Source organism: Agrobacterium sp. DSM 25558, assembly GCF_900100825.1.
In the GTDB taxonomy this organism is placed as follows: domain Bacteria; phylum Pseudomonadota; class Alphaproteobacteria; order Rhizobiales; family Rhizobiaceae; genus Agrobacterium.
In genome coordinates, this window is the sequence record NZ_FMUD01000002.1 from 181,193 (window position 1) to 204,260 (window position 23,068).

24 protein-coding genes are annotated in these 23,068 nt (G+C 57.1%); 10 read left to right on the top strand and 14 right to left on the bottom strand.

Going from position 1 to position 23,068, the window contains the following annotated elements:
• Window positions 1-41: 41 nt before the first annotated feature.
• The 5 genes from DSM25558_RS03340 to DSM25558_RS03360 all read right to left on the bottom strand — a co-directional run bounded on the left by DSM25558_RS03340 (window position 42) and on the right by DSM25558_RS03360 (window position 5,177).
• The gene (locus tag DSM25558_RS03340) at window positions 42-779 is read right to left on the bottom strand and encodes a 16S rRNA (uracil(1498)-N(3))-methyltransferase (RefSeq protein WP_077101771.1); all 738 of its coding nucleotides are present in this window, start codon (window positions 777-779) and stop codon (window positions 42-44) included.
• 40 nt (window positions 780-819) lie between these two features.
• Window positions 820-2,328 carry an inorganic phosphate transporter gene (locus tag DSM25558_RS03345; protein WP_077101773.1) on the bottom strand — a complete coding sequence of 503 codons (1,509 nt, stop codon included), beginning with the start codon at window positions 2,326-2,328 and terminating at the stop codon, window positions 820-822.
• Window positions 2,329-2,391: 63 nt separating this feature from the next.
• The gene (locus DSM25558_RS03350; RefSeq protein ID WP_143240007.1) at window positions 2,392-2,895 is read right to left on the bottom strand and encodes an NUDIX hydrolase; all 504 of its coding nucleotides are present in this window, start codon (window positions 2,893-2,895) and stop codon (window positions 2,392-2,394) included.
• Window positions 2,896-3,102: 207 nt separating this feature from the next.
• Window positions 3,103-3,843 (bottom strand): HAD-IIB family hydrolase, encoded by a 741-nt coding sequence (locus tag DSM25558_RS03355; RefSeq protein WP_077101777.1) that lies wholly within the window; start codon window positions 3,841-3,843, stop codon window positions 3,103-3,105.
• On the bottom strand, window positions 3,840-5,177 hold the full coding sequence (locus tag DSM25558_RS03360; RefSeq protein WP_077101779.1) for a glycosyltransferase family 4 protein: 1,338 nt from the start codon (window positions 5,175-5,177) through the stop codon (window positions 3,840-3,842). The genes DSM25558_RS03355 and DSM25558_RS03360 overlap by 4 nt, the downstream gene beginning before the upstream one ends.
• A gap of 215 nt (window positions 5,178-5,392) precedes the next feature.
• On the opposite strand from DSM25558_RS03360, the gene DSM25558_RS03365 reads away from it, so the two are divergent.
• The 3 genes from DSM25558_RS03365 to glcF all read left to right on the top strand — a co-directional run bounded on the left by DSM25558_RS03365 (window position 5,393) and on the right by glcF (window position 9,544).
• Window positions 5,393-6,832, top strand: a complete 1,440-nt coding sequence (locus DSM25558_RS03365; protein WP_077101781.1) for an FAD-binding oxidoreductase — start codon at window positions 5,393-5,395, stop codon at window positions 6,830-6,832.
• Between the two features lie 5 nt (window positions 6,833-6,837).
• The gene (gene glcE, locus DSM25558_RS03370) at window positions 6,838-8,031 is read left to right on the top strand and encodes a glycolate oxidase subunit GlcE (protein ID WP_077101892.1); all 1,194 of its coding nucleotides are present in this window, start codon (window positions 6,838-6,840) and stop codon (window positions 8,029-8,031) included.
• Between the two features lie 205 nt (window positions 8,032-8,236).
• Window positions 8,237-9,544 carry a glycolate oxidase subunit GlcF gene (glcF, locus tag DSM25558_RS03380; RefSeq protein WP_077101783.1) on the top strand — a complete coding sequence of 436 codons (1,308 nt, stop codon included), beginning with the start codon at window positions 8,237-8,239 and terminating at the stop codon, window positions 9,542-9,544.
• Window positions 9,545-9,724: 180 nt separating this feature from the next.
• Here the strand turns inward: glcF and DSM25558_RS03385 are convergent, their stop codons facing one another.
• Entirely contained in the window at window positions 9,725-10,435 is a 711-nt protein-coding gene (locus DSM25558_RS03385) for a L,D-transpeptidase (protein WP_077101785.1), read from the bottom strand.
• Between the two features lie 188 nt (window positions 10,436-10,623).
• On the opposite strand from DSM25558_RS03385, the gene DSM25558_RS03390 reads away from it, so the two are divergent.
• The gene (locus DSM25558_RS03390; protein ID WP_077101786.1) at window positions 10,624-11,253 is read left to right on the top strand and encodes a DNA-3-methyladenine glycosylase I; all 630 of its coding nucleotides are present in this window, start codon (window positions 10,624-10,626) and stop codon (window positions 11,251-11,253) included.
• Window positions 11,250-11,693 carry an SH3 domain-containing protein gene (locus tag DSM25558_RS03395; protein ID WP_077101788.1) on the top strand — a complete coding sequence of 148 codons (444 nt, stop codon included), beginning with the start codon at window positions 11,250-11,252 and terminating at the stop codon, window positions 11,691-11,693. The genes DSM25558_RS03390 and DSM25558_RS03395 overlap by 4 nt, the downstream gene beginning before the upstream one ends.
• A gap of 22 nt (window positions 11,694-11,715) precedes the next feature.
• Here DSM25558_RS03395 and DSM25558_RS03400 read toward each other — a convergent pair whose 3' ends face one another.
• From DSM25558_RS03400 to DSM25558_RS03420, 4 genes are all read right to left on the bottom strand, one after another.
• Complete coding sequence (locus DSM25558_RS03400; protein ID WP_077101790.1) at window positions 11,716-12,087, bottom strand: CopM family metallochaperone; 372 nt, start codon at window positions 12,085-12,087, stop codon at window positions 11,716-11,718.
• 456 nt (window positions 12,088-12,543) lie between these two features.
• A complete protein-coding gene (locus tag DSM25558_RS03410) occupies window positions 12,544-13,305 on the bottom strand; it encodes a hypothetical protein (protein WP_077101792.1) in 762 nt (253 codons plus the stop codon).
• On the bottom strand, window positions 13,302-13,565 hold the full coding sequence (locus tag DSM25558_RS03415; protein WP_077101794.1) for a type II toxin-antitoxin system RelE family toxin: 264 nt from the start codon (window positions 13,563-13,565) through the stop codon (window positions 13,302-13,304). Before DSM25558_RS03415 ends, DSM25558_RS03410 begins: the two co-directional genes overlap by 4 nt.
• Complete coding sequence (locus tag DSM25558_RS03420) at window positions 13,549-13,776, bottom strand: type II toxin-antitoxin system RelB family antitoxin (protein ID WP_077101796.1); 228 nt, start codon at window positions 13,774-13,776, stop codon at window positions 13,549-13,551. Before DSM25558_RS03420 ends, DSM25558_RS03415 begins: the two co-directional genes overlap by 17 nt.
• A 155-nt stretch (window positions 13,777-13,931) precedes the next feature.
• On the opposite strand from DSM25558_RS03420, the gene hisS reads away from it, so the two are divergent.
• The 4 genes from hisS (at window position 13,932) to DSM25558_RS03440 (ending at window position 18,017) form a co-directional block, all read left to right on the top strand.
• Complete coding sequence (gene hisS, locus DSM25558_RS03425; protein WP_077101798.1) at window positions 13,932-15,572, top strand: histidine--tRNA ligase; 1,641 nt, start codon at window positions 13,932-13,934, stop codon at window positions 15,570-15,572.
• Window positions 15,573-15,734: 162 nt separating this feature from the next.
• The gene (locus DSM25558_RS03430; protein WP_077101800.1) at window positions 15,735-16,856 is read left to right on the top strand and encodes an ATP phosphoribosyltransferase regulatory subunit; all 1,122 of its coding nucleotides are present in this window, start codon (window positions 15,735-15,737) and stop codon (window positions 16,854-16,856) included.
• Window positions 16,853-17,548, top strand: a complete 696-nt coding sequence (gene hisG / locus DSM25558_RS03435) for an ATP phosphoribosyltransferase (protein ID WP_077101802.1) — start codon at window positions 16,853-16,855, stop codon at window positions 17,546-17,548. The genes DSM25558_RS03430 and hisG overlap by 4 nt, the downstream gene beginning before the upstream one ends.
• Before the next feature lie 55 nt (window positions 17,549-17,603).
• Window positions 17,604-18,017, top strand: a complete 414-nt coding sequence (locus tag DSM25558_RS03440) for a GFA family protein (protein WP_077101896.1) — start codon at window positions 17,604-17,606, stop codon at window positions 18,015-18,017.
• Between the two features lie 51 nt (window positions 18,018-18,068).
• On the opposite strand, the gene DSM25558_RS03445 is transcribed toward DSM25558_RS03440, so the two are convergent.
• The 4 genes from DSM25558_RS03445 to groES all read right to left on the bottom strand — a co-directional run bounded on the left by DSM25558_RS03445 (window position 18,069) and on the right by groES (window position 21,525).
• Window positions 18,069-18,515: a DoxX family protein gene (locus tag DSM25558_RS03445; protein ID WP_077101804.1), complete on the bottom strand. Its 447-nt coding sequence runs from the start codon at window positions 18,513-18,515 to the stop codon at window positions 18,069-18,071.
• Between the two features lie 140 nt (window positions 18,516-18,655).
• On the bottom strand, window positions 18,656-19,399 hold the full coding sequence (locus tag DSM25558_RS03450; protein WP_077101806.1) for a hypothetical protein: 744 nt from the start codon (window positions 19,397-19,399) through the stop codon (window positions 18,656-18,658).
• Between the two features lie 130 nt (window positions 19,400-19,529).
• Window positions 19,530-21,164, bottom strand: coding sequence for a chaperonin GroEL (gene groL / locus DSM25558_RS03455; RefSeq protein WP_077101808.1), 1,635 nt, complete (start codon window positions 21,162-21,164; stop codon window positions 19,530-19,532).
• Between the two features lie 64 nt (window positions 21,165-21,228).
• Complete coding sequence (groES, locus tag DSM25558_RS03460) at window positions 21,229-21,525, bottom strand: co-chaperone GroES (RefSeq protein ID WP_045229730.1); 297 nt, start codon at window positions 21,523-21,525, stop codon at window positions 21,229-21,231.
• A 172-nt stretch (window positions 21,526-21,697) separates the two neighbouring features.
• Here groES and chrA point away from each other — a divergent pair, with 172 nt between their 5' ends.
• The gene (gene chrA, locus DSM25558_RS03465) at window positions 21,698-23,026 is read left to right on the top strand and encodes a chromate efflux transporter (protein WP_077101810.1); all 1,329 of its coding nucleotides are present in this window, start codon (window positions 21,698-21,700) and stop codon (window positions 23,024-23,026) included.
• Window positions 23,027-23,068: the final 42 nt, after the last annotated feature.

The following is a 23,068-nucleotide window of genomic DNA, read 5'->3' on the forward strand; positions in this document are numbered from 1 at the left end:
AAAGGCAATTGTTTTGCTCCATCGCCGTGCCTTGTAGGCCTCTATTTCCAATCGCCTACGGTTGCCTGGATCACAGCAAGCGCTGCAACGGCCGCAGTATCGGCGCGCAGAATACGGGGTCCAAGTGGAATGGGTGTGACAGAAGGGTGGTCGCGCAGCAACTGGCGCTCTTCTTCCGAAAAGCCACCCTCAGGGCCAACCAGCAGAGCGAGTTGCTTCTCCTCGATGCGGCTCAGAACCGGCAATGGGTTCTGCCCCTCATCGCCTTCATCACAATAGATGATGCGACGGGATGCGCCCCAGCTTTCCAGCAGGTCTTTCAGCTTTATCGGCTCCAGAACCTGCGGCACGGCCAGAATGCCGCATTGTTCTGCCGCTTCAATGACGTTGGCACGTAGTTTGTCGAGATTGGTGATCTTGCCTTGAACATGTTGCGTCATGACCGGCTGGAGCACGCCTGCGCCCATTTCCACCGCCTTTTGCACCAGATAATCCATGCGGCCGGTTTTCAGAGGCGCAAACAGATAGTGCAGGTCCGGCGTCTCCGGTTGCGGTCTCGTTTGTTCAACGGCCGTCAGCAGGATCTTCTTGCGGGTGGGGTAGGAGAGGGTTGTCTTCCACTCACCATCGCGTCCGTTGAACAAGAGAATTTCCGCACCATCAGTCAAGCGCAATACATTGGCGAGATAGTTGAACTGGTCGCTATTGGCTTCGATAGCCTCGCCCTGGCGGATAGGCTGGCTGACGAAGAGCCGTTGCATTCGAAAATTGGCGCGCATGTTTCTCTTTGATTTCAGGGTGGATCGTCGTCACTCGATCCTAGATAAACACAATATACATGATTCCATAGAGCGCTGCCGCCAGTACCGCACTTGTGGGCACAGTAATGATCCAAGCGGCGACGATCGTCATGAAGTGTGAACGGCGAACCAGATAGCGGCGGCGAACCTCGGAGGTGTTTTCATTATCCTCATCGCTGGTGTCGCTGGTATCGGTGACGTCAGCACGCGCCATATCCTGGCGGGTTCGCGTCCGGTGGGTGTACCATTCGCGGAAGAAGCCAACACCGAAGATAGCACCAATGGCCGTATGCGTGGTGCTGACCGGCAATCCCAGCCGGGATGCGACCAGCACAGTCAGCGCTGTCGACACCGATACGCAAAAGGCGCGCACCGGGTTCAGCTTGGTGATTTGCTCACCGACCAGCCGGATGAGGCGCGGGCCAAACAGCAGGATACCGCAGGACAGGCCAAAGGCACCGATCAGCATCACCCATTCAGGTGCGCGGGCGGTATCGCCGACGAACTGACCTTGAGTAGCGCGCACGATTGCCACCACTGGGCCAATCGCGTTGGAAACATCATTCGCACCATGAGCAAAAGACATCAGTCCGGCGGCGAGAATGAGAGGCCATTGAAACATCTTGCGCAGGGACTGATTGCGATTTTCCAGCCCCTCGGATTGCTTGCGGATGAGCGGAACGCAAAGACGCCAGCTGAGAAGGCCAATCGCCAATCCCAGCAGGCTGGCGGTTCCGAGTGAAACCAGCACGACATTATGTAGCCCGACCCAGATGAGATAGGCGGTGAAAATGCCGCTCATGACGCCGATGAGAACCGGAACCCAAAGCCGTGCCGCCTCGATCTTGTCGTCGCGGTAGATGATGAATTCCTTGATGAAGGCAAGGAGCACAATGGCGAAAAAGGCGCTGATAAAAGGGGTCGTCATCCAAGCCAGTGCGATCTCGGACAGGGAGAACCAGTCAACCGCGCCAAATCCATAAGCTGCCGTACCGGCACCCGCCACACCACCGACGATCGTATGGGTGGTCGAGATCGGTGCCTTGACAAAATTCGACAGGTTGACCAGCAGGCCCGCCGTTATCAATGCAGCCAACATCGCCAAGGTAAAGATTTCGGTGTTGGGAATGGTTTCGACGCTGATGATGCCACGAGAGATGGTTTCGACCACGTTGCCGCCGGTGATCAGCGCGCCTAGTACCTCGCAGACCGCAGCCATCAACAGCGCAGCCGTCAACGGCAGCGCTTTCGCACCCACGGCAGGCCCGACATTGTTGGCCACGTCCTTGGCACCGATGTTCAGGGCCATATAGGCCCCGATGATCGCCGCAGCCACGATAATGATCGCGCCGGGTTTGCCGACGACATAGGCGCTGGCAAAAAGTGCCGTCATGATCAGAAAAAGCAGGCCAACTCCCGGTGCCGTCAAGCGGTCGGTAATGTGAAAGGTGGCTTCCTCTACACGCGTAACCCGATCAAGATCCTTGTCCAGCGTCGGCTTCATGCGGTTGGGAGGTGGTCGCGCCATCAATCTGCTTTCATCTGCGGCTTTAGCCGCGTGTGCAGGCGTTTGAGCGGCTTTGGAGTGGGCTTATAAATTTACGTTTTTTTGAGCGGGTCGCTGTTGTGTTTGCGCCATTTGTTGATCGAAGGAAAGGAAAAGTTCCTTCAACTCAGGCTCATTCACACGGTGCGACGCTTCCACAGGCGTAACCCATTCAAGGGTACGACTTTCGCGCTCTGGAAAGTTTTTGACCAGATCGGTAACCTCGAGCAAATGCACCTGGACGCGGCACACCACCTTCACGCCATTGCGGAGTTTTTTGTCGTAGTCGAAAAAACCGAAATGATTTTTATCGACGTTGCCACGAACCCCGGCTTCCTCGAAGGCTTCCTGTGCGGCAACCGCATGGGCCTTCTTGCCATCCATCGGCCAGCCCTTAGGGATAACCCAGCGGCCCGTGTCCCGGCTGGTCAGCAAGAGAACTTCCGTCAAGCCCTTCTTCCTGCGATAGCAAAGCGCCGCATATTGCTGGCGCGGGGGGCGGCGCAGCATCAAGCAGACGTCAGTTGCCAATCGGGTGAGCACGTTCAATGGGGTTCATGTCCTTCAGGTTACAGTCATTTTATATACAATAATTCTAATGTTATGACCAGGTTGGTCACGCCATATTGCCGTACAGGATATGGAATGATTCGCTTGATTGTCCGGCGGTTACTGACCAACGTCAATGAGCCGGGAGCAAAAGCTTCAGCATATTTGATGTTCAACACATATCTTATGTGATCGAAACTTGCGTCTTTATAAAGACAGCCAGTATCTCAGGCCCGACACGACCCCATCTGCCTCTGCTTCTGAAGCAGAAAAGACACGGGTTTTATCCTCCGCCAAGGCCTTCAACTCCGGCAAAGCGTTGGAAACGACGATGCCGCGCACGTCAGGCAATTCGAACATGGCGCGGTCATTGCCGGTATCTCCGGCGACCACCACTTCGTCGAGGCCAATGTCGAGATGGTTACACAACCAAGAGATTGCGGCACCCTTGTCGGCGGCGCGTGGGAGAATATCCAGATCACGATTGCTGGAATAGACGATGCGGGCATCGATATCATTATCCGCCAGGCGTTGCTCGATAGCGGAAATGTCGGCGTCGCTGGCATCATGCAGATACCAACTGGACTTCAACGAATGCTGATACCGTTCAGGCTGAACGCTCGCGCCTGATACGGTTGAGAGGAGAGATACAATCTTATCCATATCAAATGCCTGCCCTAGAGAGGTGGCGTAAGCCTGTCGCAATGACGGCTGGTCGCGACAGGACAGCATGGTACCGACCCCCCCGATGACATAATCGGGGGAGGGGAGTGGCACCTCTTCCATCAGTTCGAACTGGTCGTCCAAAAGGCGACCACTGTTGAAAACCAGCAGCGGTCGCGTTTCTTTTGGCAAAGATTGCCAAAAATCCCGGAGACGGGCCGTTGCGTCATTGTTACCAACAACGGTCCCGTCGAGGTCTGTGAAGAATATACGGACCTGTTTCAATCGCCATCATTCCATGGTTCAGCCCAATCGGCTTCTTCTAGTACAGGCATCATGGTGCGGCCTTCGACCAAGGCCAGAAGCTGCTGCGCGATGCCGGTCCAGGTGAACAGGCTGCGGGCCTTGTGCGCACCCATGCGTGACAGACGACCATAGAGCCTGTCGTGCTTGAACGGCTTCATCATGGTGATGCCGAGGTCTTCCTTGTCGAAAGGATCGGCAAACAGAGCATGTCGTCCGTAGCTGATTGCGCGGAACAAGCCGCCATGGATCGTCACCACGGTTGGCGTACCGCTGGCCATCGCTTCGATGGCTGTCATGCCGAATGGCTCATAGCGGCTGGACAGCACGAAAAGGTCGGCCGCGCGGTAGATATCGGGCAAGTCCTCATCTTCCACGTAACCGGAAAAGACGACTTTATCCCCAAGGTTGAGGGACTTCACCCGGTCCTTGAGTTGGTTGAGGATCGTCGTTTCCTGCTCGTCCATATTCTCGCCGCCGACGGCCAGGTGAAGACGGGCTTCAGGCTCTCGTGCTGCCAGCACAGAGAAACCGTCGATCAGCAGGTCATAACCCTTGTTCGTGGCGAGACGCCCCAGAGCGAGAACGGTCTTGCCTTCGAAGCCGAAACGCTGGCGCAGCATCTGCCGCGAACCTTCGGACACAGGGAAAAACCTGTTGTCGTCATAACCCGGCGGGATCATGTGAATGTGTTTGCGCTTCAGGCCATAATCTTCGATCAGCACGTCCAGCTGTACCGGCGTGGTCGCAATGACCATGTCGCAGCTGCGATAAACGATCAACTCATGCTGAATGCGTTCCTTGAAGTTGAACTCCAGCTCGAACGTATCCGCTTTTTCCGGATAGTCCGTTTCCATCTGGCGTTTCTTCCAGATGCCGATGGAATGCGGTGTGTGCAGATGCGGAATTTTCAGCGCTTCTGAAAGACGTTGTCCGGCAACTCCGGCATCCCAATAATGGCTGTTGATGAACGTGTAATTCAGGTCGTTTTTCTTGATGAAACGAAGCGCATTTTCGCACCACTCCATCATATGGCGGTGCAGATATTCTTTCGGAATGAAATTCTTGCCACCGCAGGGAATGCGAACGACCCGCACGCGCTCATCGACCTCGTCGATTTCTGGTTGGTCTTCAAATTGGCGGGTGTAGAGATCGACAGTGTATCCTAGCTGGCCAAGTTTACGGGCTAGTTCGAGCACGTAAACGACCTGTCCTCCGGTGTCAGCAGCGCCCAATGGCGGCTGTGCGGCTACGTAGCCATGTGTCGATATGAGTGCTATCCGTGGATAGCGTTCAGTTTCGCTCGTGGTAATCATAGCGTCCCATCGTAATAAAAATTTCCAGGCAACCTGTTGAAAAGCACGCGCTGCGGAAAAAGTTCCATCAAAACGAGATAAAATTTCTCAAATGTCGTTTTACACGAGCTTCGGGCCGTAACGCTTTCGGCTCTGCGAGCAGAGCTTGCGTCGAGGCACCAAAGACCCGTAACATCATACCACGCATCGCAAGGAGGGAGGCCTGTGGAGCTACCATGTCGCAAACCATAGAGTTTCTAAAGCCCCGAGCATCCGTTCTCGCCAGCCGAGATAGAATCGTGGCTGACCTTGCCGATCTTCTACCGCCGGAATGTCTGGTGCATGAAGCGCGAGAGCTCGTTCCGTTCGAAACGGATGCCTTCGTCTCATACCGGAAGCTGCCCTTGGCTGTCGCGTTGCCGAAGACGACGGCGCAGGTTGCTGCTGTCATGAAATATTGCCATCGCTACGGCATTCCCATCGTGCCGCGTGGGGCAGGGACATCGTTGTCCGGTGGTGCCATACCGCAGGAAGATGCCGTCGTCATTGGCCTCTCCAAAATGTCGGAGATACTTGATCTGGACTTGTTCAACCGCACCGCGACCGTACAGGCGGGCGTCACCAATCTATCGATTTCCGATGTCGCAGGCCCTCAAGGCTTCTTTTACGCGCCCGATCCCAGTTCCCAACTGGCCTGCACCATCGGCGGCAATATCGGCATGAATTCCGGTGGCGCGCACTGCCTGAAATACGGTGTGACCACCAACAATCTGCTCGGCGTCAAAATGGTGCTGGTGGATGGCACCGTGCTGGAACTGGGCGGCAAACATCTGGATGCCAGCGGTTACGATCTGCTCGGCTTGGTCTGCGGCTCGGAAGGCCAACTCGGTATCGTTACCGAAGCGACGGTGCGGCTGATTGCCAAGCCGGAAGGCGCACGGCCGGTTTTGTTTGGTTTCGAAACCTCCGAGGAGGCGGGTTCCTGCGTGGCGGATATCATCGGCGCGGGCATCATTCCCGTGGCCATCGAATTCATGGATAAACCGGCCATCGAAATCTGCGAGGCTTTCGCCAAGGCCGGATATCCGCTGGATGTCGGCGCGCTGCTGATTGTCGAGGTTGAGGGATCGGAAGACGAGATGGACGCCATGCTGGCGGATATCGTTGCCATCGCCCGCAAACACGACGTTAAAAAAGTGCGCGAATGCCAATCCGCCATGGAAGCCGCCGCCATCTGGAAAGGCCGCAAGTCCGCCTTCGGCGCGACGGGTCGCATCTCCGATTATATCTGCATGGATGGTACGGTGCCGCTCAGCCAGTTGTCCTATGTTCTGCAAAAGACTGGAGAAATTGTCGATAGCCTCGGGCTTCGCGTCGCCAATGTCTTCCATGCGGGCGACGGCAACATGCACCCGCTCATTCTTTTCAACGCCAACGACCCGGAAGAGGCCGCCAAAGCAGAAGAGGCGGGCAATCAAATACTGCGTCTCTGCGTTGATGCGGGCGGCTGCCTGACGGGAGAACACGGCGTCGGCATCGAAAAGCGTGACCTAATGCGCCACCAATATTCAGATGCCGATCTGAACCAGCAAATGGCTGTGCGCTCTGCCTTTGATGAGGGATGGATATTGAACCCTTCGAAAGTCTTCCCGCTGGATGGACGGCCCGGGTCATGAGGGACATGCTTCTGCCCACGGATGAAACCGAAGCTGCTGATATCATCCGCGACTATGCGGAGGCCCGCCGCGCGCTGGCGATCTTCGGAGGCAACACGCGCTCCGGCTTCGGCAATCGCGTCGAAGCCGAAGCGTCGCTGTCATCGCGAGCGATCACCGGCATCGTTGCTTATAATCCTGCTGAAATGGTCATGACGGTGAAAGCCGGAACGCCGGTGGCAGAGGTTGAAGCAGCGTTGTCATCGGCCAACCAGATGATGTGCTTCGAACCCATGGACCACCGCGCCGTGATGGGCACGACAGGAGAGCCGACCATCGGCGGAATCTTCGCCGCCAATGTATCCGGCCCGCGCCGTTACGTGGCGGGTGCGGCGCGTGACAGCCTTCTCGGCATCCGTTTCGTCAATGGTCAGGGTGAGGCCATCAAGGCTGGCGGGCGGGTGATGAAGAATGTCACGGGGCTCGATCTGGTGAAACTGCTGGCGGGCTCTTACGGAACGCTCGGCTTCCTGACGGAAGTTACCTTCCGTGTCCTGCCGGTGCCGCCTGCGCAGACCACGCTCGTCATATCCGGCCTTGAAGACGAAGCCGCCACCCATGCCATGGCCGCCGCGATGGCAACCAGTGTCGAAGTCTCAGGTGCCGCGCATCTGCCGGAAAGCGTCAAGTCACGCTTCCTGAGCGGATCGCTGCCGGATGGTGCGGCAACGGTGTTGCGGCTGGAAGGGCTTGGTGCTTCGGTCAAAGCGCGGTCGCTAAAATTGCAGACCATTCTGTCAGCACTCGGCCCTTCGGTGTTTCTCGGTGATGGCGAAAGCAAGGCGCTTTGGCGTGAGATCCGCGATGTGACGCCCTATGCCGCCAATCCAGCAAAACCGCTCTGGCGCGTCTCAGTTGCTCCTTCCCAAGGCCACAAGCTGGTGGCGGCGCTGCGGCTGGAAGCGGGTATCGATGCGTTTTATGACTGGCAGGGCGGGTTGGTCTGGATGCAGATGGAGGCGCAGCCGGAAGCGGAGCTTCTGCGGCACTATGTGAAGGCGGTCGGTGGTGGCCATGCCACACTGGTGCGCGCTGAGGCCCGGGAGGGCATTGCGTCGTTTGAGCCACTTTCGACGGTGGAGGCTGCGCTTTCGGCACGAGTTAAGGCAAAGCTTGATCCGGTAGGAATTTTTAATCCGGGGAAGATGGGAATATCATGATGGTCGAATTCGTGGCTTACTCCCCTCTGTCCTGCCGGACATCTCCCCCACAAGGAGGGAGATCGATTTGCGGTGACCTCCTGCCGATCTCTGACGCTGAAGGTGAAGCGACGTCTTTGCGCCCAGCCAATCTCCCCACCTGTGGGGGAGATGTCCGGCAGGACAGAGGGGGGCGCTTCCGCACCCACGCCCGAGGTCTCCTCTAATGCAGACCTCCTTCACCCCTCATCAACTCGCCGATCCCAATGTTGCGGAATCCGAGAAAATCCTGCGCAAATGTGTGCATTGCGGTTTCTGTACGGCCACCTGTCCCACCTATGTGACGCTGGGCAACGAGCTGGATAGCCCGCGCGGCCGCATCTATCTCATCAAGGACATGCTGGAAAACGACCGCCCGGCGGACGCCCAAGTGGTGACGCATATCGATCGCTGTCTGTCCTGTCTGGCCTGCGTGACCACCTGTCCTTCCGGCGTGGACTACATGCATCTGGTCGATCACGCCCGTACCCACATCGAAAAAACCTACCAGCGGCCCATCATGGACCGCCTCATCCGCAACCTTCTGGCCTTCGTACTGCCGTACCCGAACCGGTTTCGCGTAGCACTCAAGCTCGCCCGCCTCGGTCACCCACTTGCAGGATTGTTTCGCAACACCAAAGCGCTGAGACCCTTGGCATCGATGCTCGATCTCGCCCCGAAAACCATTCCTGCACCGTCGACGTTCGCAAATCCCAGCACCCAAGCCCCGCAAGCCGAAAAGCGTGGGCGCGTCGCCATCCTCAGCGGCTGCGCCCAACCGGTGCTCGACCCTGGTATCAACGACGCGACCATCAGACTTCTGACGCGCCTTGGTATTGAGGTGGTGTTGCCGGAAGGGGAGGGCTGTTGCGGCGCGCTGGTGCATCATATGGGCCGGGAAGAGCAGGCGCTGGCCTCGGCGCGGCGCAATGTCGATGTGTGGATGCGCGAAATCGAGCGCGGTGGTCTGGACGCCATCATCATCACCGCATCCGGCTGCGGCACCACCATCAAGGACTATGGCCATATGCTGCGGCTGGATGGTGCCTATGCCGAAAAGGCGCAAAAGGTCTCGGCGCTGGCGAAGGATATCACCGAATATCTCGTTGGTCTCGATCTGCCGCCGCTGGAGCGAAACGGCCTGATTGTGGCCTATCATTCCGCCTGCTCCATGCAGCATGGGCAGAAGATTACGGCGGCACCGAAACTGCTGCTGAAAGCGGCAGGCTTTACCGTGCGCGACCCGGCGGAAGGGCATCTCTGTTGCGGTTCGGCTGGCACCTACAATATTCTGCAGCCGGAGATTTCGGCGCAGTTGAAGGCTCGCAAGGTGAAGAATATCGAGGCGACGAAGGCCGATATCATCGCCACCGGCAACATAGGCTGCATGACGCAGATCGCGAGCGGCACCCAGATTCCCATTCTGCACACCGTGCAATTGCTCGACTGGGCCTATGGCGGCCATAAGCCGAATAAGATTGAAGCATTACAATAAAAAACGGGCGGTTTGACCCGCCCGTTTTTTAATATCCGGCATGCAGCTGGAAAGCGCTTCCGGCCCTTGACGTCCCCCGCCAAAGTTTATGCGCGGAATTTAACGCATTCCTGCCATCCAGCAAGCACGTTCAGTTCATTTCACAACTCTTCGACGCGAAGAATGACTTTAGCGTTGCTATCAGATCACAATCACGCGGGTACCCACATTCACGCGCTCATAAAGATCGGTCACATCTTCATTGCGCATGCGGATGCAGCCTGACGAGTTGTTGCTGCCGATGGTCCATGGCTGGTTGGTGCCGTGAATGCGGTAAAGCGTGGAGCCGAGATACATGGCGCGCGCGCCCATGGGGTTCTGCGGGCCACCTTCCATAAAGGCTGGCAGGTAATGACCTTTGGCGGATTCGCGGGTAATCATTTCCTGCGGTGGTGTCCAGCTTGGCCACTCGTTCTTGCGGGTAATCTTGTGCGTACCGGCCCACTCAAAACCCGGCTTGCCAACGCCGACGCCATAACGCCGGGCTTTTCCATCCGCCATCACGAGATACAGAAAGCGGTTGGGCGTATCGATGACGATGGTGCCGGGTGCTTCCTTGCCCTGATACTGTACCATCTGCGGAAGGAATTGCGGGTCGATCCGTAGACGTGGCGCATTCGGCCTTGCAGCCACGGCCTGCGCACGCGGCTGCTGAAACAGCGACGGACGGACGGGGCGCTGCGGGTAAACGACCGGGCGAACCTGCGCACCGCCAAGCTGCATGACCCACGGGGCTGTCAAATCGGGGCTGACGACCACAGGCGGGCGCTCCCGGTAGCGATCATTGGCAAGAGCTGGCATTGACATGGCGGAGAGGATGCTCAGCGCCAGAAAAACGGATTTCATCGACATCGGGTGGACTCTCTACATGACACCGGAAAATAATCACCACGTTCGCACCTCCGCGACAGCGAATGGTAAATGGCGCTTCATGAAAAGCCGCGATTTGGCCGAAACCTTTTAATAAGGTTAGCGTACGGTTTTGAAACAAAGTGAATCAATGGTAATCACCGGCAGACGACGAAAAAGGCATTGTCTCCATGACTGAAACAGGACTTTCAACGGGTGAAGACGGCGTTATCCGCTGTTCCTGGCAGCAGGGACTGACGGACTACGCGCTGTATCACGATGAGGAGTGGGGCCGTCCGGTCAAGAACGACACGCGCCTGTTCGAAAAGATTTGCCTCGAGGGCTTTCAATCCGGCCTCTCCTGGCTGACGGTGCTCAGAAAGCGCGAGGCGTTTCGCGCCGCGTTCTGCGGTTTCGATTTCGACAAGGTCGCAAAATTCGGTGAGGCGGATATAGATCGCTGCGTCACGGATAAAGGCATCATCCGCCATCGCGGAAAGATCGTTTCCACCATCAACAATGCCCGCCGCGCCATTGAGATGCGCGAAGAATTCGGAACGCTTGCCCGCTACTTCTGGAGCTTTGAGCCGAAGCCGGAAGAGCGCCCGCCCGTATTCGATTACGCAACCCTGCGCGCCAACCCCATCACGCCCGCCTCCACGCGCCTGTCGAAAGACCTGAAAAAGCGCGGCTGGACCTTTGTTGGCCCCACCACCGTTTACGCATTTATGCAGGCCATGGGCATGGTCAACGACCACATCGAAGGTTGCCATTGCCGCCCACGCATAGACACGCAAAGGCTGGAGTTTTTACGCCCGTGACCCGATTTTCACACATTCTCCTGGCTTCTCTTCTGACGGTATCGGTTGCCGCTCCCGCCCATTCGGAGCCCCGCAATGTCGATGGCATATGGCTGGACGATGGTGAAAACTTGAAGTCTGCCGCCATGCCGGTATCCGGTCCGCTGGTGCTGAACGGCTGGACACGACAGGGCCGGGGAGATGTCTACCGCCTCAAGGTCAAAGCCGGGGAAACACTGAAGGTCACCCTCACCAGTCGTAGCGAATTCGTGGTGATGGCGATTTTCGACTTCGCCAAGCCGGATGACGATGCGATCTTTTTCAGCGAGGCGGGCAAGAACACGGCGGTGCTGACGCCCAAGACGGATACGGAATGGCTTATCCGCCCCATCCTCGTGCTCAGCTCTTCACGCCGCGGCCTTGGCGCAAACTACACGGTCACGGTGGAGAGGCAGCCGTAAGCCGCCTCTCCACCATCTCTCTTTAGTGGCCCTTGGATTTCAGCCATTCTTTCATCATGGCAATTTCCGCTTCCTGCGCCGTAATGACCTCTTGCGCGAGTTTGCGGATGTCCGGGTCCTTGCCATATTGCACTTCCACTTTCGCCATATCGATTGCGCCCTGATGATGCGGGATCATGCCGCGCACGAAATCCACATCGGCATCGCCCGTGTATTCCATTGACATATCGCCATGCATCTTCTTGCTGGCTTCCATGAAGGCCTTGGTAGACGCGTTTTCGGACGCAGCACCCTTGGACATGTCGTGGCCCACATGGCTGCCATCCTGCGCGTAAGCTGGCATCATGAAAGCGGTGAGAAGAGCTGCGGTGAGGGTCATGGTTTTGATAGGCATGGATTATCCTTCCTGTGTCTGACGGAATCTGTTCGTGAATGTCTGAATTTGCCTGTCAGGCACGGGGAGGTGGCAGCGGCGGCGGTGGAACATTGCCGATGAAAGCTTGCTGCAATTCGGGTTTAGGGTAAGCGTGTGGTGCGCGCCCTTTTTCGGCAAAACGTAGATTTGGGATCAACACAAGGCAGGCCGCGCAAAACGGCGCATGTGTCATGCTGCCCCGGTGCGGGCACGGATCGCCTTTATCGGTGTTTTCGGACGAAGCCATCGGCATGGCATGGTCGCCATGCTCCATCTCTTAAACATGCGTTTTTACGGTGTTCACAGGCATCGACATGCTGAGCGCTGCCTGTGCGGGCATCGCGCTGTACAGCATGCAGGCCAGAAACATCAACATGTGAACGAAAGAGCGCATGCGCCAACTTTAGCTGCTGAAAAGCGACAGGAAAATGGCCGTCAGGTCAGGTCGCTGGCAATCACTTTGTGAATGATCTGATAGTCCCGGCTTTCCTCGCCAAAGGGCACGACCGGCCAGTCCCACTCTCTCGCGATTTTGGGCACCGTCACTCCGTGCAACAAATCCTCTTTTTGATGTAGCGCGCCGTTTTTATCGATCACCTCGAACGCCGTGTCTGTCACGAGGCAGGCCTTGCAGGGCAGGCCGGAAAGGCCATCAATGTGGGCATGGATGAGGCGTGGCAATGTATCCTTCGGCATCGCATTTGCCGGTTCTTTCTCGATCCGTTTGCGCACGCCCGTTCCGATCTGCGACAGCAGATTGGCGGAGATGACGAAGTCTAGATAAGGCACCTGTCGCAGGAAGCTTAGGGGTTCCAGCAGTTGGCCTGCTTGCAACTGGTCGTAACCGGACAGATCGCGGCTGGAGAGCACGGTGCTTCTTGCGTGTCGCCAAAGTCCGGCGCGGACACTTGCCAGATGCACGAGATCCACCAAAACAACGGTATCGAAGGCTGCTGCCAGTTGTTTCAACGGCACATCTCGCAAAAGGCCGGAACCGAGCACGACAGCGGTGCGGCGCTGCCGAAGTTTCGCAGCCGCAGTTAAAATGAACCGCTGGCTATTCTCCTCATGCTCCGCCCAAGCTTTTCCGCAACGGTTTGCGCGCGCCCACAGATTGACGGAATAGCGGATATAGGGGCGAAATTCCGGCGGCGTCTTGCGGTATGTCGCGGCGTAATTGATGGCTTCGAGAATCATGGTTCAGCGATAGACTTCTTGGGCAGGTGGCCGACTTCGATGACGAGGATAGACCGCTTTTGATCTTGAATGTCGCAAATGAAACGCAAACCGCTTTCCCAATATCGCCAGTAGTTGCCGAGATTTGCGCCGATTTTGCGCGGGTCGTCCAAGACCTCTACCTGCTCATGCAAAAACGAGCGGATGCGGTGGCGAAGACTTGGATCGATGTCTGCGACTTTCGTTCGGAAATCCGAGTGGTACTCAATTTTCCAGGTCACGCCACATCTCCTCCGCGCTGATGATCTTGGACTCACCGCGCTGTATCTGCCGCGTCGCCTCTTCCGCCAGATACAAATCCTCCATATCCTCGATATGCTTTTCAATGGCCTCGCGGATGTAATAGGCGGATGTGCGACCGGTGCGCTCGGAGAGAGCTTTCAGGCGCTCGAAGGTTTCGTCGGGCAGGCGGATGGCGGTTTGTTTGCTCATGGTTTCCCTCTCCCTTACGTAATTGGGATGCGTGTATCCCACCTAGCATGATTTCCATCCTCACGCCAGTAAAACTGCAACGCTCCGGCCTTGCCGCACAAGGCTTCATCCTCTAATACACCGGCTTGAATTCAAGAGATAATTGGACTGGCATCATGAGCGAAAAAGCAAAAAAGCCTCAGAAACTGAAAGCCCGCCTGCCGCGCGGCTTCGTGGATCGCTCGAGCGCCGATATTCATGCCACTAATGAGATGATCGAGAAAATTCGTGGGGTCTACGAACTCTACGGTTTCGACCCCATCGAAACACCGCTGTTCGAATACACAGATGCGCTGGGCAAGTTCCTGCCCGATAGCGACCGCCCCAATGAAGGCGTGTTTTCGCTGACTGATGATGACGACCAGTGGATGAGCTTGCGCTACGATCTCACCGCCCCGCTCGCCCGCCATGTCGCTGAGAACTTCAACGAAATCCAGTTGCCGTTCCGCACCTATCGCGCTGGCTACGTCTTCCGCAACGAAAAGCCCGGCCCCGGCCGCTTCCGCCAGTTCATGCAGTTCGATGCCGATACCATCGGTGCCTTCGGCGTTCAGGCCGATGCCGAAATGTGCATGATGATGGCGGATACGCTGGAGGCGCTGGGTATCAAGCGTGGTGACTATGTGATCCGGGTCAATAACCGCAAGGTTCTGGATGGCGTGATGGAAGCCATCGGGCTTGGGGGTGAGGGGAATGCGGGTCGACGGCTGAACGTGCTGCGTGCGATTGATAAGTTGGACAAGTTTGGACCGGAAGGCGTGAAGCTTTTGCTTGGTCCCGGGCGAAAAGACGAATCCGGAGATTTCACTAAGGGTGCGGGACTGGATGATGCGCAAATCGAAAGAATTGAAAAGCTCTACATAATCCGGGATGACGGTCGCCGCGATTATTTTATGTTCATGCAGGACGCTGAGCTTTTAAGCGATGACCAAATTCTTGTGTCTCAGAATCGAATGCCTTCTCAGATTGATGTTGGGCAAATGGTTCTTGGTAATCCAAGGGTTCTTGAGCTCTTTTTAGAATTGTTTCCCGAAAGCGAGATGCTTAAGGAAGGTGTGCGCGAATTGCAGCAAATAAGCAGCTTGGTGCGCTCTGCTGGCTATGGAACAAAGAGAATTAGGATCGACGTTTCAGTAGTCCGTGGCCTCGAATACTATACCGGCCCTGTCTACGAAGCCGAACTCACCTTCGACGTCACCAACGAAAAGGGCGAAAAGGTCGTCTTCGGCTCTGTTGGCGGCGGTGGTCGCTACGATGGTCTGGTGTCGCGTTTCATGGGCCAGCCGGTTCCGGCCACGGGCTTTTCCATCGGCGTTTCACGCCTGATGACGGCGCTCAAGAACCTTGGCAAGCTCGGTCAGAAAAAGCCGCTTGCGCCGGTTCTTGTCACCGTCATGGATGGCGATGTGGAGAGCATGGGCCGTTACCAGCGCTTCACGCAGGCGCTGCGCAACGCTGGCATTCGCGCTGAAATGTATCAGGGCAACTGGAAGAAATTCGGCAATCAGCTGAAATATGCCGACCGCATGGGCGCACCCATCGCCATCATTCAGGGCAGTGACGAGCGCGCGGCCGGGATCGTGCAGATCAAGGACCTGATCGAGGGCAAGCGCCTGTCTGGCGAGATCGAGGACAACGCTGCATGGCGCGAAGCTCGCGTGGCGCAGGAAACTGTGCCGGAAGCGGAACTGGTTGCGAAGGTGAGGGAAATTTTGGCAGCACAGGCCGAGGATCGACGTCGAGCAGAGAGCAACTGAAGCGATGAGCCCAGTCAGCCCCCCTCATCCCGCTGCCGCGACCTTCTCCCCCTCGGGGAGAAGAGACCGAGACGCTCTCTTGCCATCCATGTCCCATAGCTCTGCGCCTTTAGGTAACGTGAAACCGCGCGACAGTGTGGAGTGCCACGCAGGAGATAGTCCATGCCTCTGATCGATATGCCAGACTTTTCCGCAGAGCTTCTGGATGAATTCGCGGCCCGCAAGACGGCGCGGGTGAATACGCCGGTCATTCAACCGGCAGAACCTTTCCTCGATATGGCCGGGGAAGACCTGCGCCGCCGCATTTTCATGACGGAGAGTGAGACGGGGGCCAGCCTGTGCCTGCGCCCGGAATTCACTATTCCCGTTTGTCTGCGCCACATCGAAACCGCAACCGGTACGCCCAAGCGCTATTCCTATCTGGGTGAAGTCTTTCGCCAGCGTCGCGATGGCGCGAACGAATTCTATCAGGCCGGTATCGAGGATCTCGGCGATACGAATGTTGCCGCCGCCGATGCCCGAGCCATCAGCGATGCGACCGCCATTTTGAAACGCCTGTTGCCGAGCCGCAAGCTGACGGTCACGCTGGGCGATCAGCAGGTGTTCGAGGCTGTTGTCGCCGCACTTGGCCTGCCATCCGGCTGGCAGAAGCGGCTGGTGCAGGCGTTCGGCGATACGGTTCAGCTCGAAGCGCTGCTTCAAAGCCTCGTCAGCCCCAAGCCCATGACGGGGCTCGATGCGCGTGTTGCTGGACTGCTCGCCACCGGTGAGGAAAAGGTGTTGGTCGACTATATCGACAGCGTCATGCAGGACACCGGATATTCTACCAACGCCAGCCGCGCCCCGCAGGAAATCGCCCGGCGTCTGCGCGAAAAGCTCGCGCTGGCCGCCACGCGCCTGCCGGATGAAAGCTTTGAACTTCTGAAACAGTTTTTGAGCCTGCAAGCACCGCTCTCGCAGGCGTCTCAAACGCTTGTCGAGTTCGCCGACAAGGCAAAGCTGAAACTGGATGGCGCGTTGTCTGCTTTCGATGCCCGCGTCGCCGCGCTTGCCAATGGCGGACTTGATCTCGACGCCATCACCTATGGCGCAGCCTTCGGGCGTCCGCTGGATTACTACACCGGCCTCGTTTTCGAAGTCGGCGTGGAAGGTGAGGGGGCCGTGCTGGCTGGTGGCGGGCGGTTCGACCGGCTGATGACGTTGCTGGGCGCGAAGGACAAAATACCGGCGGTCGGTTTCTCGCTCTGGCTGGATCGCATCGAAGCCGTGAGGGCCAAGCCATGACCATTACCATCGCTTTGCCCTCCAAGGGCCGTATGAAGGAAGACGCCTCTGCCATTCTGGAGCGTGCAGGTCTCAAGGTTCTCGCCATCGGCAATGACCGCTCCTATCGCGGTCGGGTCGAGGGGCGGGACGATATCGAGATCGCCTATCTCTCGGCCTCTGAAATCGCCCGCGAGATCGGCAACGGCACCGTGGATTTCGGCGTGACCGGCGAAGATCTGGTGCGCGAAGATTTGAGCGATGTCGAAAATCGCGTCGAATTCTGCGCCCGCCTCGGTTTCGGCCACGCCGATGTCGTGGTGGCCGTGCCGGAGATATGGCTGGACGTGGACAGCATGGCCGATCTCGGCGATGTCGCCTCCGAATTCCGCGCCCGCCATGGCCGCCGCCTCGCCATCGCCACCAAATACTGGCGGCTGACACAGCAGTTCTTCTCTCGCCAGCATGGCATCCAGCTTTACCGTATCGTGGAAAGCCTGGGAGCGACCGAAGGCGCACCGGCGGCAGGGCAGGCGGATATCATCGTCGATATCACCTCCACCGGCTCGACACTGACAGCCAACCATCTCAAGGTTCTCACCGACGGCATCATTCTGCGCTCGGAAGCCTGCTTCGTACGGGCGCGCAAGCCGGAACATGAGGGTAATGCTGCGGTGAAAGACATCATCGCGCGCGTGCAAGCCGCCCTGTAATTTTGGTTTATCGAGTGGTTGCTCTAAGATGGGCTCCTTGGAGAAGGAGTTCATCATGCAATTTACCGGCCAGTGCCAGTGCGGCCATATCAAGTTTGAGGTGGAGACCGATTCGAACCGCGTCGGCATTTGCCATTGCACGGATTGCCAGCGGCTGACCGGCTCGCCCTTCCGCGTCACGTTGTTGGTCCAGCGCTCGGCACTCAAGATTGGTGAGAACGAGCCGAAGGTCTATCGCAAGACGGCTGACAATGGTCGTGTGCGCAACCAGCACTTCTGCCCGGAATGTGGTTCGCCTTTGTTTACCAGCGGCGAGGGTGATGACGCCGAGGAATGGGGTATCCGCTGGGGCAGCATCAATGAGCGAGACGCGCTGGTTCCCAAAGCGCAGATATGGACGTGTTCTGCTGTGGACTGGTTATCCGATATCGAGCATCTGCCGGGTTACGAGAAAGACTATACGGGATGAAAAAAAGCCGCCGGATCGCTCCAGCGGCTTTTTTAAGAACTGAAGATCAGCTTATGCGCGAGCGAGGCTGAGGCCACGGCGTGCGTCGAGCGAATAGGCACCGGCACCGAAAGCGGCAAGCAGGATATAGGCACCAGCCAGCGTGATGTTCTTCATCAGCATGATGCCGTTCAGCGTGTTGATCCAACCGAGAGCGGCATCAGGCCAGCCGGGAACGGCAACTGTGCCGCTGTGGAAAACGAGGCCGGTGAACACGCAGAATACGGCCAGCGCCCAAGCGGCGATCTTCGTCTGGAATCCAACGAGGATGGCGAGACCGGTGACCAGTTCGAAAGCGCCAGCAAGGTAAGCGAGCGCCGTCGCAGCCGGAAGGCCAGCGCCCGTGATCATGCCAGCTGTACCGGCAGGATCCGTTAGCTTGCCGAAGCCGGAGAGAATGAAAATGAAAGAAAGAAGAATGCGTGCGATGAGCACGAGTGCGTTCTGGGTGTTGGACATTGCATGTCTCCGAAGAAGGCGCCTGATGGCATGAATTTATGCGCGGAGGTATGCGCCAAATTGTCACCCGGGAAAAGATGAACAAGTGGAGACTATTTGTTCACTATTTGAAGACAGTGATCCGCGGTCTCGGCCTTGGCTCAGTCGTACTGCCTGATCCCGCTTCGCATAAACCAACTTCTATGCCCCAGTGCCTCAATCTCGTCTGGCGCGAGATCTGTCAGCGGCACGAAGGTGGACGATTGGCCGTGTGTGATGAGCAATCCTTCGGCCTTTTCTATGAAGGAGTAAGCATCACACGGCACTGTCGCACCGGAGCGAAGCGGCACCGTCTTATCGGCCTCGCACTCAGTTATCCTGTGTGTATTGGAGAGGAGCATGGAAACTATCCATCCGCCAGCCAGCGATATCGCTAGAAACAGGACGTACCCAAGAGGTCCCTTGGCCAATAGCCTAGGCGTTACGTAAAACGCAATTCCGACTGCAAACAAAAACACGATACCGGAAAGACCGAAAATAAGGAGAAACGGTGAGATAAACACAAGCGGACCGATGATGATGGCAGCATAGGGATTTTTCAATATCCAGCCTGGAAAGTCCCATTTTCGCTTCTCGGCAGGGGGAGGGTCGAACATCTTGCCAAAATATACAAGGGCATTGATGAGGACTATGGACGGGAAGCTGAAGACGGCGGAATACAGCAAGGCGGATAGAAAACTGACAGTGTTTGACGGTGCCGGCACAGGCAGGCTGATGATGTCGTAAACGCATGATCCTGCGGCAAACATAAGCACCGCAGCGACCAAAAGAAGCAGTCGTTCATAAAAGAGAGACGACGGGATCCTTGCGCGTACCGCCGCTGGCTCCGTTTCTGCTTCCGACACGTGAGCTCCGTCACTTTGGTTGCGTATTCTGTCCTGCTCTCGTTTGACGATATAGAGGCTCCGAAATCACCGCAACAAAAAAGGCGGCCCGCAAGGACCGCCTTTCCGTATTCCAAGAAGGTAAGACTTCTTAGAAGTCCATACCGCCCATTCCGCCGCCTGGCATCTGTGGCATTGCCGATTCCTTCTTAGGAAGTTCGGCAATCATGGCTTCTGTCGTGATCAGCAGGGAAGCAACCGAAGCTGCGTTCTGCAGAGCTGTACGAACAACCTTGACCGGGTCAACGATACCCATGGCAATCATGTCGCCATATTCAGAGGTCTGAGCGTTGTAGCCCCAGTTCTCTTCGTTCTTCTCGAGGATCTTGCCAACAACGATGGAGGCTTCGTCACCTGCGTTTTCAGCGATCTGGCGAACCAGCGACTGAAGAGCGCGGCGAACGATGTTGATGCCAGCTTCCTGGTCGTCGTTTGCACCCTTGACGGTGATCTTCGTGGAAGAGCGCAGAAGAGCAGTACCGCCGCCAGCGACGATGCCTTCCTGAACAGCAGCGCGCGTCGCGTTCAGAGCGTCGTCGATGCGGTCCTTGCGTTCCTTGACTTCGATTTCCGTGGAGCCGCCAACGCGGATGACGGCAACGCCGCCAGCGAGCTTGGCAAGACGTTCCTGCAGCTTTTCGCGGTCGTAATCGGAAGATGTTTCTTCGATCTGAGCCTTGATCTGCGCAACGCGGCCTTCGATGTCGGACTTCTGGCCCGAACCGTCAACGATCGTTGTGTTTTCCTTGGTGATCGAAACTTTCTTCGCCTTGCCGAGCATGTCGAGCGTGACGTTTTCAAGCTTGATGCCGATATCTTCGGAGATAACGGTACCGCCGGTCAGGATCGCGATGTCTTCGAGCATGGCCTTGCGGCGATCGCCGAAGCCAGGAGCCTTGACAGCAGCAATCTTCAGGCCGCCACGCAGCTTGTTGACGACGAGCGTAGCAAGAGCTTCGCCTTCAACGTCTTCAGCAATGATGACGAGTGGCTTGCCGGTCTGAACGACAGCTTCGAGAACAGGCAGCATGGCCTGAAGGTTCGAAAGCTTCTTCTCGTGGAGAAGAATGTAAGCGTCTTCCAGGTCAGCAACCATCTTTTCAGGGTTGGTGACGAAGTAAGGCGACAGGTAACCCCGGTCGAACTGCATGCCTTCAACGACTTCAAGTTCGGTTTCAGCAGTCTTGGCTTCTTCGACGGTGATAACACCTTCGTTGCCAACCTTCTGCATGGCTTCGGCAATGTCCTTGCCGACCTGCGTGTCGCCGTTTGCAGAGATCGTACCGACCTGTGCAACTTCTTCCGAAGTGGAGATCTTCTTGGCCTTGGACTGAAGGTCCTTGACGACTTCGGACACAGCGAGGTCGATACCGCGCTTGAGATCCATTGGGTTCATGCCGGCTGCAACAGCCTTGTTGCCTTCGCGAACGATGGCCTGTGCAAGAACGGTCGCAGTCGTCGTGCCGTCACCGGCGATGTCGTTGGTCTTCGAAGCAACTTCGCGGACCATCTGTGCGCCCATGTTTTCGAACTTGTCTTCGAGTTCGATTTCCTTGGCGACAGAAACGCCGTCCTTGGTGATGCGCGGTGCGCCGAAGGACTTGTCGATGATGACGTTACGGCCCTTAGGACCAAGCGTTACCTTCACTGCGTCTGCGAGAACGTCGACGCCCTTGAGCATCTTTTCGCGCGCTGTGCGGCCGAATTTAATTTCTTTAGCTGCCATTGTAGCAAACTCCCGGGCTCATTGCCCATTGGTTGTCATGGAAAGGTGAGAAGAACCGGCTAAATCAGCCGATAACGCCCATGATGTCGGATTCCTTCATGATCAGAAGGTCTTCGCCGTCGAGCTTGACTTCGGTGCCGGACCACTTGCCGAACAGAACGCGGTCGCCAGCCTTGACGTCCAAAGGAACGAGCTTGCCGCTATCATCGCGAGCGCCGGTACCAACAGCGACGATTTCGCCTTCCTGTGGCTTTTCCTTGGCGGTATCAGGAATGATGATGCCGCCCTTTGTCTTTGCTTCAGACTCAACGCGACGAACAACGACGCGGTCATGCAGCGGACGGAATGTTGTGCTTGTCATTAGTCTAATCCCTCGATCAAATGACCTGAACGAACCTCACAAAAAGGTCCGAGTGATGATTGTTAGCACTCCCTGTTGTGGAGTGCCAGCGAGACGGAGATAAGCAGGCTATGGGACTGAGTCAAGGACAGGCTGTCGGAAAAATTTCATGTAAAATGGTTACTACCGCCGTATGACAGAATTTTTACGCGACGATATTTCCCCTGCACGCCCTTCCTTTTTGGAGATGACCGCCGTGTTCGGTCGCATCGGCTTGCTGAGTTTCGGCGGACCTGCTGGACAGATCGGTCTGATGCACCGTGTGCTGGTGGATGAGAGGGGCTGGCTATCGGAGCAGCGCTTCCTCCACGCATTGAATTATTGCATGCTTTTGCCGGGACCAGAGGCACAACAACTGGCGACCTATTCCGGCTGGTTGCTGCATGGCAGGCGGGGCGGCATCGTCGCTGGCGCGCTGTTCGTTCTGCCGGGGTTTATGGTCATCGTCGCGCTGGCAGCAGCCTACGCGCTTTATCAGGATACGCACTGGTTGCCCGCGTTGCTGTCCGGCCTCAAAGCAGGTGTTCTGGCCATCGTCATGGAAGCGTTGCTGCGGGTCGCCAAAAGGGCGCTGACCAGCCGTTTTCTGGTGGGCATAGCGGCTGCTGCCTTCGTGGCTCTGTTCTTTTTCGGGGTTCCGTTTCCGCTGGTCATTCTGGCCGCCGGGCTTGTCTGCTTCTTAAAAGCAAGAGGCAACACACTGCCGCAAATCGAACTATTGGAGGTCGATACAGCCTCACCCTCATGGAAAAGGCTGGTTCGAGGCCTGCTGGTTGGTGTCGTGATCTGGCAATTGCCATTGCTGCTCTTGTGGGTCACTAGCGGACCAGGGACGCTCGTCGATCTGCAGATATTCTTTTCCAAAATGGCCGTGGTGACATTCGGAGGTGCCTATGCGGTGCTGGCCTATGTGGCGCAGGTGGCGGTGGAAACGCATGGCTGGATGATGCCGGGTGAGATGCTGGATGGGCTGGCGCTGGCAGAGGCGACGCCGGGTCCATTGGTGCTCGTCCTGTCCTACATCGGGTTTCTTGCCGCCTTCCGTCATCCTGGATTGTTCGACCCAATGACAGCAGGCATTCTGGGTGCCAGCGTTGCGGCATGGGCAACCTTCGTGCCGAGCTTCATGTTCATCTTCGCAGGCGCGCCTTATATGGAAAAGCTGCGCCATAACCGCCTGCTGTCGGCGGCGCTTTCGGCGATTACGGCGGCGGTTGTCGGGGTCATTCTCAATCTGTCCGTCTGGTTTGGCCTGCATGTGCTGTTCGGCGAGATCGAGCGGATTCCGCTTCTGCCCGCCGTCAATCTCCAGGTGTCGTGGCCAGTCTGGCAGACGCTCGATCTGTTTTCGCTTTGCCTGTTCATCGTCTCTGCCATCATGCTTTTCCGTTTGAAACTGGGCATGCTGCCGGTTTTGGGATTGTGCATCGCAGCGGGTTTCGTAAGGCTCTGGTTGACATAACCGGCCTGGAGTCCTGCTTTTTCGCTTGCCATCGCCATCCCG

What these genes read in the sequence shown, in the direction of transcription:
- DSM25558_RS03345 (WP_077101773.1), bottom strand. Translation starts at nt 2,328, where the DNA reads ATGGCGCGACCACCTCCCAACCGCATGAAGCCGACGCTGGACAAGGAT.
- hisS (WP_077101798.1), top strand. Translation starts at nt 13,932, where the DNA reads ATGAGCGAAAAAGCAAAAAAGCCTCAGAAACTGAAAGCCCGCCTGCCG.
- hisG (WP_077101802.1), top strand. Translation starts at nt 16,853, where the DNA reads ATGACCATTACCATCGCTTTGCCCTCCAAGGGCCGTATGAAGGAAGAC.
- DSM25558_RS03430 (WP_077101800.1), top strand. Translation starts at nt 15,735, where the DNA reads ATGCCTCTGATCGATATGCCAGACTTTTCCGCAGAGCTTCTGGATGAA.
- glcE (WP_077101892.1), top strand. Translation starts at nt 6,838, where the DNA reads ATGCTTCTGCCCACGGATGAAACCGAAGCTGCTGATATCATCCGCGAC.
- DSM25558_RS03410 (WP_077101792.1), bottom strand. Translation starts at nt 13,305, where the DNA reads ATGATTCTCGAAGCCATCAATTACGCCGCGACATACCGCAAGACGCCG.
- DSM25558_RS03340 (WP_077101771.1), bottom strand. Translation starts at nt 779, where the DNA reads ATGCGCGCCAATTTTCGAATGCAACGGCTCTTCGTCAGCCAGCCTATC.
- groES (WP_045229730.1), bottom strand. Translation starts at nt 21,525, where the DNA reads ATGACAAGCACAACATTCCGTCCGCTGCATGACCGCGTCGTTGTTCGT.
- DSM25558_RS03400 (WP_077101790.1), bottom strand. Translation starts at nt 12,087, where the DNA reads ATGCCTATCAAAACCATGACCCTCACCGCAGCTCTTCTCACCGCTTTC.
- DSM25558_RS03365 (WP_077101781.1), top strand. Translation starts at nt 5,393, where the DNA reads ATGTCGCAAACCATAGAGTTTCTAAAGCCCCGAGCATCCGTTCTCGCC.
- DSM25558_RS03360 (WP_077101779.1), bottom strand. Translation starts at nt 5,177, where the DNA reads ATGATTACCACGAGCGAAACTGAACGCTATCCACGGATAGCACTCATA.
- DSM25558_RS03390 (WP_077101786.1), top strand. Translation starts at nt 10,624, where the DNA reads ATGACTGAAACAGGACTTTCAACGGGTGAAGACGGCGTTATCCGCTGT.
- DSM25558_RS03420 (WP_077101796.1), bottom strand. Translation starts at nt 13,776, where the DNA reads ATGAGCAAACAAACCGCCATCCGCCTGCCCGACGAAACCTTCGAGCGC.
- groL (WP_077101808.1), bottom strand. Translation starts at nt 21,164, where the DNA reads ATGGCAGCTAAAGAAATTAAATTCGGCCGCACAGCGCGCGAAAAGATG.
- chrA (WP_077101810.1), top strand. Translation starts at nt 21,698, where the DNA reads ATGACAGAATTTTTACGCGACGATATTTCCCCTGCACGCCCTTCCTTT.
- DSM25558_RS03440 (WP_077101896.1), top strand. Translation starts at nt 17,604, where the DNA reads ATGCAATTTACCGGCCAGTGCCAGTGCGGCCATATCAAGTTTGAGGTG.
- glcF (WP_077101783.1), top strand. Translation starts at nt 8,237, where the DNA reads ATGCAGACCTCCTTCACCCCTCATCAACTCGCCGATCCCAATGTTGCG.
- DSM25558_RS03385 (WP_077101785.1), bottom strand. Translation starts at nt 10,435, where the DNA reads ATGTCGATGAAATCCGTTTTTCTGGCGCTGAGCATCCTCTCCGCCATG.
- DSM25558_RS03445 (WP_077101804.1), bottom strand. Translation starts at nt 18,515, where the DNA reads ATGTCCAACACCCAGAACGCACTCGTGCTCATCGCACGCATTCTTCTT.